A 15,054-nucleotide genomic window follows, 5' to 3' on the forward strand; every position below is an offset into this window, starting at 1 on the left:
GCCTGCGGACCGGCCTGCGGACCCGCGGCCGGGTGGCGGCTCACGCGCAGGCCGGCAGCCGGGTGCGGTCGGCGACCGCGCCGCGCTCCAGCTCGGCGACCACCCGGCTGCGCAGCAGCTCGTACTGGGCCTGGAGCCGGCCGGGGCGGGCCGGGCGGGCGACCGGACGGCCGGGGCCGACCAACTCGTCCGGCCCGAACTGCTCGCGGGTGAGGTCGATCTCGAAGCCGGTGGCGAAACGGTTCCACCAGTGGAGGTCCGTCCGCACCCCGTCGACGTACACCTCGCCCATCATGAGCTCGCCGCCGAGCAGGTCGTGCACCACCATCGCCGTCACCCCGCACTGGCCGCGGGCGGGATTGTCGGGACGCCAGTGGGCCAGATCCTCGGGCGCACAGGTGTCGACGCCCCAGGAGGAGCGGATCGCACGTTCGATGTCGTTGAGGGTCCACGCCGTCATACCGGGAAGCCTGCCACGCGCCACTGACAGTGGCACCGGCTTTTCGAAGGGTCATCCCGTGTTCTGCGGCGACCCTCCCGGCGTTCACCCGAAGGAGGCAATGGCCCGGCCGGCCCGGCCCTTGCGCGGGGCGGGCCGGCCGGGCTGCCGCCCTCCGCCCGGGCGGCGGCGCGGCGGGGAGACGTCCGGGGAGCTGTCCCGGGAGGTGTCCCGGGAGGTGTCACTTCGCCAGCTCGGCGACACCGGCCTGCGCGAACTGCTCGTCCAGGTCGCCGCTGGGAGCACCCGCGACACCGACGGCCGCGATCGGAGCGCCCTTGGACTGGATCGGGGCACCGCCGGCCAGGAACAGGGTGCCCGGGATGTCCTTCAGGTTCGGGGCCTGGGCCAGGCGCTTGGCCAGCTCCGAGGTCGGGGCGTTCCAGGACACCGCGGTGAAGGCCTTGCGCTCGGCCGAGACCGGGGCCTGCGGGCCCGCGCCGTCGCCCTTCAGCAGCACCCGGGTGACACCGTCACGGTCGACGACCGCGACCGACACGTGCTGGCCGGCCTTGGTGGCCGCATCCAGGGCGGCCTGGGCGGCGCGGGTGGCGGCGTCGATGGTCAGACCGCTGCTCGCGGCCAGGTTCTTGTTCTGGGTGTCGGCCTTCGCCGCGGCCGGGACGGCCGGGGTGTCGGTGGACTCGGCGCTGGCCGAGACGGCGCCCACGGTGGCGGCGGCGAGCGCGGCGGCGACGACGGTGCCGGTCAGCACCCGGGTGCGCACGGAGGTCTTCTTCATGGTCCGGCTCCTCAGCGGATCTGCGGGGTGGGGTGGGGGGTCGGGAGCCGCCGGACAGTTGGGGGGATCGCCCGGCGGCGTGCTCCGATCCTCCGCCCGGGGACGGGGCCGCCACATCGACGGTCCGGCGCGGGCGTCCGGGCATGACGGTGGACGGCGGCGTCAACCGATCGGCTGATGCGGACCCGGGCCGGACGGGTCACCATCGAGGGATCGATGCAGGTCAGTGCGGACCGGGACGGCCAGGACGGGCCGGCACCGACCGCGCACGCACCACCCGTTCAGCCAGGAGCCACCCGTGCAGCAGCCCCGCCCGACCGCCGGCCGCGCTGCGGACCGTACCGGTGCCGGCCGTCGCGGCGTCCTCGGCCACGACGCCGGCGATCCGGACGCGGGCCGGCTGGCGCTGCTGCTGGACTCCGCCTTCCTGCTGCTGCTCGCCGCCTCGCTCAACCGTTACCTCACCCACCACTCCGGCAGTGCGCAGGCGCCCTGGGTGATCGGGCTGAGCGCGGCCCTCGCGGTCGCCCAGCCGGCTGGCTCCTGGCTCGACCACCACCGTCCGCCCGCCCCGGGCCGGCGCCGCCGGTGGCCGTCGGCCCTGGTGATGGCGCTCTGGGTGGTGCTGGTGCTGCTCGCGCCGAGCTTCGCCTGGTGCGCCGTCCCGCTGATCTACACCGCGCTGCGGGCACTGCCCGCGAAGGCGGCCATCCCGCTGGTCGGCGCCCTGACCCTGCTGGTGGTGATCGCCGAGATCCGGCTGCCCGGCGGCGTCGACGCCACGCTCGTCCTGCTGCCCCCCGCGGTGGCCGGGCTCGCCACCGGCGTCTTCCTGTTCATGGCCCGGCAGGCCGCCCGGCAGCGCGCGCTGATCGCCGACCTGGTCCGCACCCGGCGCGAACTCGCCGCCACCGAGCGGCGGGAGGGCACCCTGGCCGAGCGCGAGCGGCTGGCGATGGAGATCCACGACACCCTGGCGCAGGGCCTGTCCAGCCAGCAGATGCTGCTCCAGGCCGCCGAGCGCACCTGGGACACCCACCCGGCGACCGCCCGCACCCACGTCCGCACCGCCGCCGAGGTGGCCGCCCGGAACCTGGCCGAGGCCCGCCGCTTCGTCCACGACCTCGCCCCGGTGGAGCTCTCCGACGGCCGCACCCTCGACCGGGCGCTGCGGGCGCTGGCCGAGCGGGAGTCCGCCGAGAGCGGGCTGCCGGTCCGCTTCCACCTGGACGGCACGCCGGTGCCGCTGCCCGCCGCCGCACAGTCCGCGCTGCTGCGGATCGCCCAGGGCGCGCTGGCCAACGTCCGCGAGCACGCCGGGGCGTCGGCCGCCGCGATCACGCTCTCGTTCCTCGGCGACCAGGCCGTACTGGACATCGCCGACGACGGGCAGGGCTTCGACCCGGACGCGGCCGGCACCGGGGGCGGGCGCGGGTACGGTCTGCCGGCGATGCGGGCCCGGCTGCGGCAGCTGGGTGGCAGGCTGACCGTGGAGAGCACGCCCGGCGAGGGCACCGTCGTCTCCGCCGCGATCCCCCTGGAACACCGATGAGCCTGGAGCAGCGATGAGTACGACTCCCGCCCGGACGGCTCCCGTCCGGCTGCTGGTCTGCGACGACCACGCCGTGGTGCGGGCCGGACTGCTCGCGCTGCTGGCGAGCGCCGGCGACATCGAGGTGGTCGGCGAGGCGAGCACCGGGGAGGAGGCCGTCGCGCTGGCCGCCCGGCTGGCGCCGCAGGTCGTGCTGATGGACCTCCAGCTCGGCGAGGGCATGGACGGGGTGGAGGCCACCCGGCGGATCACCGCCGTCCCGGGCGGGCCGCACGTCCTGGTGCTCACCACCTACGACACCGACGCCGACATCACCCGGGCCATCGCCGCCGGCGCCACCGGCTACCTGCTGAAGGCCGAACGGCCGGAGGAGCTGTTCGCCGCCGTGCACGCGGCCGCGCAGGGCCGGACGGTGCTCTCGCCACCGGTCGCCTCCAGGGTGATGGCGCACATGCGGGCGCCGGCGCCGCAGCTCACCGAGCGCGAGCAGGACATCCTCGAACAGCTGGCGCAGGGGCTGGGCAACCGGGAGATCGCCCGGGCGCTGTTCATCAGCGAGGCCACGGTGAAGACGCACCTCGGCCGGATCTACGACAAGTTGGGCGTGGACACCCGGGCGGGCGCGGTCGCGGTGGCGAAGGAACGCCGACTGCTGCGCTGAGCCCGCCCGCGCTCCTCCCCGGCTGCGCTCGGCGCTCGACCGGTGTCACTGCGTGCTGCCATGATGCTCGGAATGTCGGATTCCAGACCGGCGTCCACCTCCGCCCGCCCTCGCCCGGCGCGGGCGGCTCGGCCGGCGGCCATCCTGACGGCACCACAAATCCCTGGTCCAGGGCCCTTACGGGCGCTGCGGGAGGCCCGTCACAATGTGGATGTTTCGTGGATTTCGCTATTGACAAACCAACCAAGCGGTTTGTTAGTTTGAGATCAACGACGTCCCCGGAGGTGGGGGCTCGCCGGGGCCTGTGCGGACCACTCTCGCCGGAGGGTGTGGCCAGGGGGGCGGCGGGTTTGCCGGGGTGTCGGGGGGAGCGGCAGCGCCGAAGCCGCGCGACGAGGCGGCGCGGAGCGAGTCCGGGGGGGCGCGCGCCGCGCCGCCCCCCGGGCCCCCCCCCCCGGCCTCCACAACCCCCCCCCACGGGGGGCCCCCCCCCCCCCCGCGCCCGGGGGGGGGGGCCCCGGGGGGGGGGGGGGGGGGGGGGGGGGGGGGGCGCCCCCGGCGCCGGGGGGGGGGGGGGGGGGGGGGGGGGGGGGGGGGCCCCCCCCCCGCGCCTCCCCCGGTCCCCCGCGCCAGGCCGTCGACTACGCCAGCGCACTCCAGTACGGACAGCACACGTACGGCAGCGGCGGCGCGCAGCGGTCGACGCTTCCGGACAGCACCGGGCCCCGCTCCGAGCGGGCCACTCCGGGTGAGCCCGCGGTCAGTCCGGCCTCACCCGACTCGCCGAAGCTCAGCGCCAGCCGGTAGCCGTCCGGGGTGGTCGCGGCGACGCCCGGGCGGTCCCGGTCGGCGTTCAGCGAGGTGATCGTCCAGCCGCGCCGCCGCCAGTGCCGCTCCACCACGTCCACCAGCACCGCCCGTCGGGGCAGTGAGACGACGGTGAGGAGGTCCCGGCCCCGGGTGACGTACCAGAGCAGATCCGACTCGCGCCCCGGCAGCGGCAGCCGTGCCCCCGCCCGCGCGGGTGACCCCTGCCAGGCCGGCGCCGGACGGACGGCGTCCAGGGTGTCCTGGAGCAGCGTCTCGCAGCGTTCGGCGGCGTCCAGTTGATCGACCGCCACCCCCGGCCCCGGACCCGACCCGGACTCCGACCGTCGGACCGGCGCGACCCGCGCACCCCCGGGGCCACCGCCCGGGCATCCGACGTTCAGTTCGGCACCACCTGACTGCACAGGGCCCTCCGTACTCCCCCCGGCGTTCAACCCGGGCAGGCATTCCGTCACTGCTTGGACGGCGGGCGGGTACTGGCAGTTCCCCACCCGGCCCCGTCCCTCACCGTTCCCACACTTCCATAGTGCACTGCACGGTGCAGTTGAATCACTAACCTGCACTGTGTAGTTTACTTCTCGTGCCGAACCGCCGGGCCGGACCCCCGACCGACCGCCCCCAGCAGGCCTTCTGACCCACCGTCGAGAGGATCCGCCATGCCCGTCATCACCGTCGGCACCGCCCGCATCCCGTACCGCGTCGTCGGCGAGGGCCCCGACACGCTCGTCCTGGTGCACGGCACCGGCCCCGGCTCCGCCATGTGGGACGGCCTGCTGGACGCCTTCACCGACCGCTACACCGTGCTGCTGCCCGACCTCTCCGGCAGCGAGGCCGCCGAGGACGACGGCGCTCCGCTCACCCTGGAGGCCATGGCCACCCAGGTCGCCGCCGTGATCGAGGACGCCGGCCGCGGCCCCGCCGACGTCCTCGGCTTCTCGCTCGGCGCCGTCGTCGCCACCGCGACCGCCGCCCTGCACCCCGAACGGGTCCGCCGCCTGGTCGCCGCCGCCGGCTGGATCAGCGCGGAACAGGACGAGTACCTGCGGCTCTCCATGGCCACCTGGCTCTCGCTCGCCGACCACCCCGCCGCGTTCGGCGGCTACGCCACCCTCACCGCCTTCAGCCGCGGCTTCCTCAACCGGATCGGGCGCGAGGCCGTCCAGGCCAACACCGCCTACATGCAGCCGACTCCGGGCACCCTGCGGCACATCGCCCTCAACCTCGGACTGGACCTCGGCCCGCTGCTCCCGCGCGTCCAGGCCCCCGCCCTGGTGATCGGCTGCACCCAGGACGCCACCGTCCCGGTGGAGAACACCCGCCGGCTGCACGCCGCCCTGCCCGGCAGCGCCTACGCCGAGTTCGACACCGGCCACATCGTGCTCGCCGAGCAGACCGAGGCGTTCACCGGCACCGTCCGGGACTTCCTCCTTGCCTCCGCCTGACCTCGGCAGCGGCGCGTGGAGCACACCGCCGCCCGAGAGGCAAGCCCCGCTCCAGAAAGGCTGATTACCGCGCATGGTGACCCAAATCAAATTGACTGAACGTCAACTTCGAAGGTGAGACTGCCTTGTTGGCGAATTTCGCAAGGAGACGACCATGCGCATACTTTTCACCGGCCCCTCCGCGGCCGGTCACCTCTACCCGATGGTGCCCACCGCTCAGGCGCTGCGCGCCGCCGGGCACGAGGTCCTGTTCGCCACCGGACAGCCGGTCGACCTGATCCGGCCCGCGGGCTTCCCGATCGTCGAGATCGGTGACGGCCGGGGCCTGCGGGAGATCATCGAGGAGCGCCTCGGCGGCAAGGTCCAGTACATCAACCACGACAGGACCCAGGAAGAGATCTTCGACATGGCGGCCGCGATGTTCGCGCACGCCACCCGCCCCGGCGTGGACGGCCTGCTGGCGGCCGCCACCGACTGGGGCGCCGACCTGCTCGTCCACGACTCCTGCCACGCCGCTCCCCCGCTGGTCGCCGCCCGGCTCAAGATCCCGTCGGTGGTGCACAACTTCGGTGCCAGCCCCGGCCGTTCCATGACCGAGCTGGTGGCCTCGCACGTATCCGACCTGTACGAGGAGTGGGGCCTGGCCGGCCCGACCGTCACCGCGGCGCTCAACGTCGGCCCGCTCGGCGGCGACCCGGACGGCCTGGCGATGCGCTACGTCCCGTACAACGGCGGCGGCATCGTCCCGACCGAGTTCCTCCGCAAGCCCGAGCGCCCGCGGGCGGTCGTCACCCTGGGCACCGTGCTCTCCGAACTCGACGGCGTCCGCGCGGTGGTCCGCATGGTCGAGGCGGCGGCCGAGGTCGACGCCGACTTCCTGCTCGCGGTCGGCGACGCCGACCTCGCCCCGCTCGGCACCCTGCCCGCCAACGTCCGCAGCCTGCCCTGGGTCCCGCTCAACGAACTGCTCGGCCGCGCCGACGCGCTGATCCACCACGGCGGCTCGGGCACCATGCTGACCGCCCTCCAGGCCGGCCTGCCCCAGCTGCTGCTCCCGCAGGGCGCGGACCACTTCGTCAACGCCGACGCCCTCACCGCCACCGGCGCCGCCCTGAGCTCCGCCTCCGACGCCGTCGACGCCCCGCTGCTCACCCGCCTGCTCACCGACGCCGCGCTGCGCGACGCCGCCCACCGGCTGCAGGCCGACAACGCCGCCCTGTCCTCCCCGGCCGCTCTGGTCCCCGTCCTGGAGGACCTCGCCGCCCGCCGCTGATCCCACCGCCGCCCCGGGCGGCAGCGGAACGACGCGCGACAGCCGCAGGTCAGCCGACCTGCGGCTGTCGGCGGTACGGGCGGCGGAACGGAGCGCTCCTCATGACGTCGAGGCCCGGAGCAGGGCGCGCAGCCCGGCGGTGTCGACGACATGGGCCCGGGACGGGAGGACCCGGTGGAGCAGGACGTCGTGGACTCCGGGGTCCGGATCGGCGACGCCGTCGGACAGGACGTGGAGCCGGTAGTCGCGGTCGGCCGCGTCGATGACGGTGGACAGGACCGCGCCGCTGGTGCTGAGGCCGGAGACGACCAGGGTGGTGATGCCGCGCTCGCGCAGCTGCCGGTCGAGGTCGGTGGTGGACATGGCGCCGTGGCGGGTCTTGCGCACGACGATGTCCCCGTCCCGGGGCGCCAGGCGCTCGTGGACGGCGGCGGCGGGGTCCTCGTGGTGCATGGCGCGGTGTCGGGCCAGCAGGGCGAAGGACCTGTTGGCGGCTGGGACCGCGTCCCAGTCGGCCTCGGTGAAGCCGACGCGCACGTGGGCGATGGTGCCGCCCTCGGCGCGGACGTCGGCGACGGCGCCTGCCAGGCGGCCGAGCAGGGCCTCGCGGTCCCCCTCCTCGGGCAGCGCGGCCAGGATCGCGGGCTGGCAGTCCAGGACGAGAAGAGCGGTGTGCGCGGGGTCGAGTGCGGGGCCGAGTGCGGGCTGGGTGCTCATGCGGGTGTCCTCCGTGCTGATGACGTGCCTGGTACGGCGTCCGGTCGGGTGCGGTCGGGCCGCGTTCGTTCGGGTCCGGTGCGGTCGGGCCGCGTTCGTTCGGGTCCGGTCCGATCGGGCCGGGGAAGCAGGAGCGGGGTGGCCAGGATGAGCAACCCCGCGACCGTGATGGCGGTGCGCGGGCCGGTGGCGTCGGCGAGCAGCCCGCCGAGCGCGGTGCAGACGGCGATGGACGCCTGCTGCCCGATCGACCAGGCCGACAGGGTGCGGGCGACCAGGTGCTTGGGCGTGCGTTCGAGCCGGTAGGTGGCGAGCACCGGGTTGAACAGGCTCATGTTGACGATGATCGCCAGCTCGACGGCCATCACGGTGACGAGGCCGACCACACCGGGGCGGACGAAGGCCAGGCCGATCAGCCAGACGGCGCGCAGGGTGCCGACGATCCGGAAGACCCGGTCCCGGCCGTAGCGCGCCACGACCCGCCGGGCCAGCCGGGAGCCGATCAGTCCGCCCAGGCAGGGGGCGGCGAAGGCGAGGCCGTACTGCCAAGGGGCAAAGCCGAGTTGGCGCAGCAGAAGGACGGCGAGCATCGGCTCGGTGGCCATGATCAGGCCGGCCACGAGCATGTTGTTGAGGTAGAGCGCCCGCAGACCGGGGTCGCCCGTGATGTGGCGCCAGCCGTCGAGCACCGCGCCGGCCCGGACCGGGTTCCCGCCGGCCGGCCGCGGGGCCTCCTCCCGGCCGCGGATCGCGACGATGCAGAGCGCGGAGAGCAGGTAGCTGAGCGCGTCGGCCACCACGGTGGTGACCGGCCCGAACCGGCCGATCGCCGCCCCGCCCAGCGGCGGCCCGACCGCGATGGAGCTCCAGTTCGTGGACTCGAACCGCGCGTTGGCCACGAGCAGGTCGTCCGGCCGGACGAGGGCCTTGAGGTAGGCACCGCTGGCCGCGCCGAACGCGATCTTGGCCGCGGCGACCACGACCGAGACCACGAGCAGTTGGACGAAACCGAGCCATCCGAAGGCATAGGCGACCGGGATCGTCGCCATGGCCGCGAACCGGATCAGATCCATCGCGACCATGACCGGGCGCTTGCGCCGGAACTCCACCCACGGCGCGAGCGGCACCGCGACCAGCGCGCCCACCGCGGGCCCCACCGCGGACAGCGCGGACACCTCGACGGGGCCGGCGTCCAGCGCCAGCACGGCGATCAGCGGCAGCGCCCCGAACCCCAGTCCGGACCCGTACGCGCTCACCGCGTACGCCGCCCACAGCCAGCCGAACCGCCTGCCCAGCCGTTTCCTGCCCACCATGCCCGGTGTGCTCCCCTCGACGTCCCGACCCCGACCGAACAAAGCGAAGTTGACCGGTGCGAGCTAACCGGGCGGCGCAACAGCCGGTCAAACAACCGATTCGCCCACCAGGCACAACCACGGGTTGTTCACTAGGGTGGGTCGGCGTGGATCTCGAAGCAGTGCGCACCTTCGCCGCCATCGCGGAGGCCGGCCAGTTCCAGAAGGCCGCCGTCGACCTGGCAATCACCCAACAGGCCGTCTCCAAGCGCGTCGCCACGCTGGAGCGCGACCTCGGCGTACGGCTGTTCACCCGCACCCCGCGCGGCGCCGAACTCACCATCGACGGGCAGGCGTTCCTGCCCCACGCCCGCGAGCTGCTGCGCGCCGCCGAGCGCGCCGTCGCGTCCGTGCGCACCGGCCGCCGCCCGCTGCGCGTCGACGTGATCGCCTCGCGCGGCGCGGCCTCGGGCCTGATGCGCGGCTTCCACCACGCCCACCCCGAGATCGACCTCGACGTGCTGATGCTGCTGGAGATCGAGACCGCCGTCGCCGCCATCCGCTCCGGCACGATCGACGCGTCCTTCCGCGCCGTCGCCATGCCCGGCCGGCCGCTGCCCGAGGACATCGAGTCCGTCCGGGTGCTCGACGAACCGCTCCAGCTCCTCACCGGCCCCGCCCACGCGCTGGCGGGCGCCAAGTCGGTGACCGTCGCCGAGCTGGTCGGCCACCGGATCTGGATGCCCGGCATCATTCCCGGCAGCGAATGGGGCGCCTACTACGACGACCTCGTCGCCGAGTTCGGCCTCACCATCGAGGCCACCGGCCCCAACTTCGGCTCCGACGCGCTCCTCGACACCATCGCCGACACCCCGGCCCTGGCCACCTTCATGAGCGAGCAGACCCGCCTCGTCTGGCCCGCCGGCCACGGCCTGCGCCGCATCCCGGTGACCGACCCGACGCCCGTCTACCCCCACTCACTCCTCTGGCACCGCGACAACCCCCACCCCGCCCTGCCCACCCTCCGCGCCCACCTCGCCACCACCGCGCCCACCCCCGACACCCCGGGAGCCTGGACACCCACCTGGACGCTCCCCCACTGACCACCCCACGGCGGACTCACCACCCGCCCCGGACAACACGAAAGCCGCAGGTCATGTGACCTGCGGCTTTCGGTATGGAGCGGGCGACGAGAATCGAACTCGCGCTCTAAGCTTGGGAAGCTCATGTTCTACCATTAAACTACGCCCGCCTGATGAGCCGTCAGAGACCGCTCGATCCAGTGTCACTGTACCCCATCTGCGACGGTGGTTGCACAGGGGGTCGGCGGACGTGGCGGAGCACAGTGGGGCAGGCGTGGGGGCGTACTGTTTGGGCCGCGTGCGAGTGCCCCGGTGGGTGGGGGTCGGGGCGGCGAGCCACGGTGAGGAATGTCCGGAACATCCCCTAATGTGACGCTGTCCTGGGGCTCGGCCGCCGGGGCGCGTGAGTACGGGTGAGTACTGGGTTAGGGATGGGAAGGGGATCGATGGAGCAGCGCGCCGTCGTTCGTTGTGCCGAGGGGCACCTGTTCAGCACCACCACGTTCCCGATGCAGAACCTCGGTCCGGGCCGGCTCGGGCCCGGGCGGTTGATCCGCTGTCCGCAGTGCGGACGGCTGCGGAGTTCGGTGCTGGCCGACGTGCGGGAGCTGTCGGAGCCGCAACTGGCGCGGGCGATGCGGCTGGAGGCCGCGGAGTTCCTGGCCTGACGGCGGACGGACGGGTAGCCGGGCCCCGGGCGGATTCGTCCGGGGCCCTTTCTTGCACGTAACCTCGAAGCGTGCTGCTCTCTGACAAGGACATCCGGACCGAAATCGACCTGGGCCGGGTCGTCGTCGACCCGTTCGACCCGGCGATGATCCAGCCGTCGAGTATCGACGTGCGCCTCGACCGCTTCTTCCGCGTGTTCGAGAACCACAAGTACCCCCACATCGACCCCTCCGAGGAGCAGCCGGACCTGACCCGGCTGGTCGAGCCGGAGGGCGACGAGGCGTTCATCCTCCACCCCGGCGAGTTCGTGCTGGCCTCGACGTACGAGGTCATCACGCTGCCCGAGGACGTCGCGTCCCGGCTGGAGGGCAAGTCGAGCCTGGGCCGGCTGGGCCTGCTCACCCACTCCACGGCCGGCTTCATCGACCCCGGCTTCAGCGGCCACGTGACCCTGGAGCTGTCGAACGTCGCGACGCTGCCGATCAAGCTGTACCCGGGCATGAAGATCGGGCAGCTGTGCCTGTTCCGGCTGTCCTCGCCCTCGGAGCACCCGTACGGCTCGGAGCGCTACGGCTCGCGCTACCAGGGCCAGCGCGGCCCGACGCCGTCCCGCTCGTTCCTGAACTTCCACCGCACCAAGGTCTGACCGCAGGGCCCACGGAGCGCACGCACGACGGGCGGCCACCCCACACCGCGAGGGGTGGCCGCCCGCGGCGTTCTCAGGCCCGCTTGGGGCTGGTGACGGCGACCAGCTCGGTGCCGTCCTCGGACAGCCGCAGTTCGGTGCGCAGCTCGGCCAGCTCGCCGAGGTGGTGCAGGTGGGTGCCGCCGCAGAAGATCTGCGCGCCGCCCTCGGGCAGCTCGCAGTGCCACTGGCGGCGGGCCGTGAGCTCGGGGCCGGGCACCTCGATGCGGACCGGGGCGTCGGCGGCGACCCAGGCGGCCAGCCGGGCGTTGACGGCCTCGGTGAGGGCCGGCAGGGCGTCCGCGAGGGCCGGGAGCTCCTCGGTGGCGTCCACCGTGAAGCCCTTCTTCTTCAGCGACTTGCCGAGCCGGTAGGTGTCGGTGCTGGCCGCGGTGTCCATCACCGAGCTCGCCATGGCGAGGCTGTCGAAGTCCGGGTGGCCGAAGGCGTCCGAGCGGTCCGGGTCCTTGCGCCAGCGCGGGGCGAGCGCGGCGTTCAGGGCGAGGGCGAGCAGGTGGCAGCCGCTGTGCGAGGCGCTGAGGGCGCCCCGGCGCTCGGCGTCGACGGCGAGCGCGACGGTGCGGCCGACGAGGTCGCCGGGGTCGGTGTCGAGGACGTGCAGGACCAGCCAGGACCACTCCTCGTCACCGCGCCGGACCGGGATGTCTGCGCCGACCAGCAGCTCGCCGCCCTCCGGGCCGACGGCGCCGGTCAGGCAGTCGACCACGGCCAGCTCGGTGCCGTCCACGGTCAGGGTGCCGAGGTCGGCCGGCTGGTCGGGCCAGGTGTGGTCGAGCGGGTGGAACGGGGTCGCCTCGGTGACGACGGCGTACCGCCCGTCGGCCAGCGGGTGCACCGCGAGCACCGGGGACTCGCCGGTCACCGCCCCGGCCGGGAAGCTGACGTGAGTGGTGGGGAGGGTCATGCCTGGCTCCGGTGAAGGTGGGACGACGAGGGTGGGGCGGGCCCGGCGCTCGACCGCGGCCCGCCCCCCATTCTGCCCTCCGCCCGTCGGACCCCTCAGCCCAGCGTCGGCAGTTTGATCAGCACCAGCAGCGCGACCAGCTGCACCGCCGAGGCGGCCGCGGCCTTGCCCCAGGGCAGGTCGTGCAGCCGCCGGACCATGCTGGTCAGCAGGTACGCGCAGAGCATCCAGGTGGCCCAGCCGACGACCTGGACGACGGCGCTGCCGGAGGGCAGCACCAGGTCGAGCAGCAGCCGGGGCGCGTCGGTGAGCCAGCCGATCAGCGCGGCCAGGCCGACGGTGGACTTCCACGGGCCGTCGCCGCCCAGCTGGCGGGCCAGCGCGTAGGTGACCCCGCCGAAGAGCGCGCCGGTCACGGTGAAGCCGATGGCGGCGGCGAGGATGCCGGTCAGCGCCACGGTGAAGGTCGAGTTGACGATGTCGTCGTGGGTCAGCCCGATGCCGAGCACCGCGAGCGCGCCGTACAGCAGCGAGACGGTGAGGGCGGGCAGCCAGACCTGGTGGTCGCGGGTGCGGTCGAAGATCGCGGTCGGGGAGCGGAACAGGCCGGTGAACAGCTCGCGCCAGTGCGGCCGGGGCCCGGCGACGTGCGGGGCGGACTGGCCGCCGGCCCGGTAGACGGCGACGTTGTCCTGGCCGTACGGCTGCTGGTCGTATCCCTGGTCGGGGCCGTAGCCCTGGTCCGAGCCGTAACCCTGGTCCGGGCCGTAGCCCTGCGCGGGCCCGTACGGCGGCTGCTGCCCGCGGCCGTCGTCGTAGTAGCCGTGCTCCTGGCCGGGGTGCCCCTGGTACGGCGGCTGCTGCCCGTACGGACCGCCGGCCGCGTAGGGGTCGCCGACCGGGAAGGCCCGGGTGTTGCCGGGCCGGTCCGCCGCGTACGGGTCGTATCCGTCCCCCGCCGTGTGCCCCGGGCCGCCGGGCCCGCCGGGGGCCGCCGGGTGCGGGGCCGTGAAGTACTCCGGCCCGTCCGTCCCCCCGTGCCCCCCGGGCGCCGGCGGAGGGGCCGACCATCCGCCGTGCGGACGGTCCGCGCCCTCACCGCTGTCGTATCGATTACCAGCCACGGTCCGAAGGTACCCGTCCGGCCCGGCCCGCGGCGGCCCCGGACGGAGCCGGGGCCGGTTTGCAGCGAGGCTGAGACGAACGGGGCCGAAAACCCGCGGACCGGGCCCTCGGATCCCAGGGCTCCAGGGCCCCGCGTCTAGCGCTGTGCGCCGATCGACGGCCCGTGCACCGCCGCGGCCGCGCTGGTGCCGGCCGGGCAGCCGCCCGGGCCGGCCGAGGTGCGGACGGCGCCGACCGGCAGCAGGGTGCCGCAGGCGATCCGGATGCCGTTCGGCAGCTCGTTGTCCGACTCCACGATCGCGCCGTCGCCGATCACCGCGCCGTCCAGCGCCGAACGGTCGCCGACGGTGGCGAAGGCGCCCACGATCGAGTCCTTGACCAAGGCGTCCGGGCCGATCAGCGCGCCCGGCAGGATCACGCTGCCCTCGACGATCGCGCCGGCCTCGACCACCGCGTCCTCGGAGACCACGGTGCCACCGCTGAGCACCGCGCCCGGGTGGACGGTGGCGCCGGGCAGCAGCAGGGCGTCGCCGGTCGGGCCGGGGACGGCCGGGGAGTCGACCTTGCCGAGCACCAGGTCGGCCGAACCGCGGACGAAGGCCGCCGGGGTGCCCAGGTCCAGCCAGTACGAGGTGTCGACGACGCCGCGCAGCAGCGCGCCGGTGGCCAGCAGCTCGGGGAAGGTCTCGCGCTCGACGGACACCTCCCGGCCGGCCGGGATGCGGTCGATCACGGACCGGGTGAAGACGTAGCAGCCGGCGTTGATCTGGTCGGTGACGATCTGCTCCGGGGTCTCCGGCTTCTCCAGGAACTCCAGCACCCGCCCGTCCTCGTCGGTCGGGACGAGGCCGAAGGCGCGCGGGTCCTCGACCCGGGTCAGGTGCAGGGTGACGTCGGCCCCGGCGGCCACGTGGCCGTCGCGCAGGGCGGCGATGTCGACGCCGGAGAGGATGTCGCCGTTGAAGACCAGGACCGGCTCGTCCGGACCGCAGGTCAGACCGGAGGCGGCGTTGCGGATGGCCCCGCCGGTGCCCAGCGGCTCGCGCTCGGTCAGGTAGACCAGCTCGATGCCGTACGGCGTGCCGTCCTGGAAGTGGTCCTCGAACACCTCGGCCAGGTACGAGGTGGCCAGCACGACGCGGGTGACGCCGGCGGCGGCCGCGCGGGCCAGCTGGTGCGCGATGAACGGGACACCTGCCACCGGCAGCATCGGCTTGGGGGTGTGGGTGGTCAGCGGACGCAGTCGCGTGCCCTTACCACCGACCAGCATGATTGCCTCGGTCATGGTCTGCGCTGTTCCCCTTGTGGTCTCTGCGGCCCGGCCCGGCGGGCCGACACCTCGTCGTCGGTCTGGACCCGTCCGGCCGGCGCGGGTCGCCACCCGCCCGGGGCTTCCGTCCGGAACGGGTCGACCGGCACGAGGCCGGTCCGGGCCTACTGTATTTGCTTCCGACCGAATACCCGTCCGGCAGCTGTGCGATTGCCGCCACGCCCCCGTGCACCGGCCGTACCGACACGGGCCGTGCGAGCCGCCCAAAAGCCCGGCCCGGCGGTCGCGTTCT

14 protein-coding genes, 1 tRNA gene and 1 pseudogene are annotated in these 15,054 nt (G+C 74.3%); 7 read left to right on the forward strand and 9 right to left on the reverse strand.

Annotated elements, in window-relative coordinates:
* Nucleotides 1-40: 40 nt before the first annotated feature.
* Complete coding sequence (locus ACIRRH_RS28990) at nt 41-460, reverse strand: hypothetical protein (protein ID WP_403073277.1); 420 nt, start codon at nt 458-460, stop codon at nt 41-43.
* A gap of 220 nt (nt 461-680) precedes the next feature.
* A complete protein-coding gene (locus ACIRRH_RS28995) occupies nt 681-1,241 on the reverse strand; it encodes a heme-binding protein (RefSeq protein WP_224281307.1) in 561 nt (186 codons plus the stop codon).
* A gap of 298 nt (nt 1,242-1,539) precedes the next feature.
* On the opposite strand from ACIRRH_RS28995, the gene ACIRRH_RS29000 reads away from it, so the two are divergent.
* A complete protein-coding gene (locus ACIRRH_RS29000) occupies nt 1,540-2,793 on the forward strand; it encodes a sensor histidine kinase (RefSeq protein WP_403073279.1) in 1,254 nt (417 codons plus the stop codon).
* Nucleotides 2,794-2,806: 13 nt separating this feature from the next.
* Nucleotides 2,807-3,454, forward strand: coding sequence for a response regulator (locus ACIRRH_RS29005; protein WP_403073281.1), 648 nt, complete (start codon nt 2,807-2,809; stop codon nt 3,452-3,454).
* A gap of 641 nt (nt 3,455-4,095) precedes the next feature.
* Here the strand turns inward: ACIRRH_RS29005 and ACIRRH_RS29010 are convergent.
* Entirely contained in the window at nt 4,096-4,575 is a 480-nt protein-coding gene (locus ACIRRH_RS29010) for a hypothetical protein (RefSeq protein ID WP_403073282.1), read from the reverse strand.
* Between the two features lie 363 nt (nt 4,576-4,938).
* On the opposite strand from ACIRRH_RS29010, the gene ACIRRH_RS29015 reads away from it, so the two are divergent.
* Entirely contained in the window at nt 4,939-5,724 is a 786-nt protein-coding gene (locus ACIRRH_RS29015; RefSeq protein ID WP_403073284.1) for an alpha/beta fold hydrolase, read from the forward strand.
* A 154-nt stretch (nt 5,725-5,878) separates the two neighbouring features.
* Nucleotides 5,879-6,997, forward strand: a complete 1,119-nt coding sequence (locus tag ACIRRH_RS29020) for a nucleotide disphospho-sugar-binding domain-containing protein (RefSeq protein WP_403073286.1) — start codon at nt 5,879-5,881, stop codon at nt 6,995-6,997.
* 99 nt (nt 6,998-7,096) lie between these two features.
* On the opposite strand, the gene ACIRRH_RS29025 is transcribed toward ACIRRH_RS29020, so the two are convergent.
* Both ACIRRH_RS29025 and ACIRRH_RS29030 read right to left on the reverse strand, forming a co-directional pair.
* Nucleotides 7,097-7,714: a cysteine hydrolase family protein gene (locus ACIRRH_RS29025; protein ID WP_403073288.1), complete on the reverse strand. Its 618-nt coding sequence runs from the start codon at nt 7,712-7,714 to the stop codon at nt 7,097-7,099.
* The gene (locus ACIRRH_RS29030) at nt 7,711-9,027 is read right to left on the reverse strand and encodes an MFS transporter (RefSeq protein WP_403073290.1); all 1,317 of its coding nucleotides are present in this window, start codon (nt 9,025-9,027) and stop codon (nt 7,711-7,713) included. Before ACIRRH_RS29030 ends, ACIRRH_RS29025 begins: the two co-directional genes overlap by 4 nt.
* Nucleotides 9,028-9,173: 146 nt before the next feature.
* Here ACIRRH_RS29030 and ACIRRH_RS29035 point away from each other — a divergent pair, with 146 nt between their 5' ends.
* A complete protein-coding gene (locus ACIRRH_RS29035; RefSeq protein ID WP_403073291.1) occupies nt 9,174-10,109 on the forward strand; it encodes a LysR family transcriptional regulator in 936 nt (311 codons plus the stop codon).
* A 75-nt stretch (nt 10,110-10,184) separates the two neighbouring features.
* Here ACIRRH_RS29035 and ACIRRH_RS29040 read toward each other — a convergent pair.
* Nucleotides 10,185-10,258 (reverse strand) — tRNA-Gly (locus ACIRRH_RS29040).
* A 276-nt stretch (nt 10,259-10,534) separates the two neighbouring features.
* Between ACIRRH_RS29040 and ACIRRH_RS29045 the strand changes: the two genes are divergently transcribed.
* Complete coding sequence (locus tag ACIRRH_RS29045; RefSeq protein WP_174315667.1) at nt 10,535-10,756, forward strand: hypothetical protein; 222 nt, start codon at nt 10,535-10,537, stop codon at nt 10,754-10,756.
* Between the two features lie 71 nt (nt 10,757-10,827).
* Nucleotides 10,828-11,403: a dCTP deaminase gene (gene dcd, locus ACIRRH_RS29050; protein WP_224281315.1), complete on the forward strand. Its 576-nt coding sequence runs from the start codon at nt 10,828-10,830 to the stop codon at nt 11,401-11,403.
* A 73-nt stretch (nt 11,404-11,476) separates the two neighbouring features.
* Here dcd and ACIRRH_RS29055 read toward each other — a convergent pair whose 3' ends face one another.
* The 3 genes and pseudogenes from ACIRRH_RS29055 to ACIRRH_RS29065 form a co-directional block, all read right to left on the reverse strand.
* Nucleotides 11,477-12,367, reverse strand: coding sequence for a metal-dependent hydrolase (locus ACIRRH_RS29055; protein WP_403073293.1), 891 nt, complete (start codon nt 12,365-12,367; stop codon nt 11,477-11,479).
* Between the two features lie 95 nt (nt 12,368-12,462).
* Nucleotides 12,463-13,491, reverse strand: coding sequence for a YIP1 family protein (locus ACIRRH_RS29060; protein ID WP_403073295.1), 1,029 nt, complete (start codon nt 13,489-13,491; stop codon nt 12,463-12,465).
* 212 nt (nt 13,492-13,703) lie between these two features.
* Nucleotides 13,704-14,777 (reverse strand): annotated as a pseudogene (locus ACIRRH_RS29065) (sugar phosphate nucleotidyltransferase); the annotation flags it as partial.
* Nucleotides 14,778-15,054 lie beyond the last annotated feature (277 nt).

Origin of the sequence: Kitasatospora sp. NPDC101235 (assembly GCF_044767505.1) — a bacterium.
Lineage (GTDB): Bacteria > Actinomycetota > Actinomycetes > Streptomycetales > Streptomycetaceae > Kitasatospora.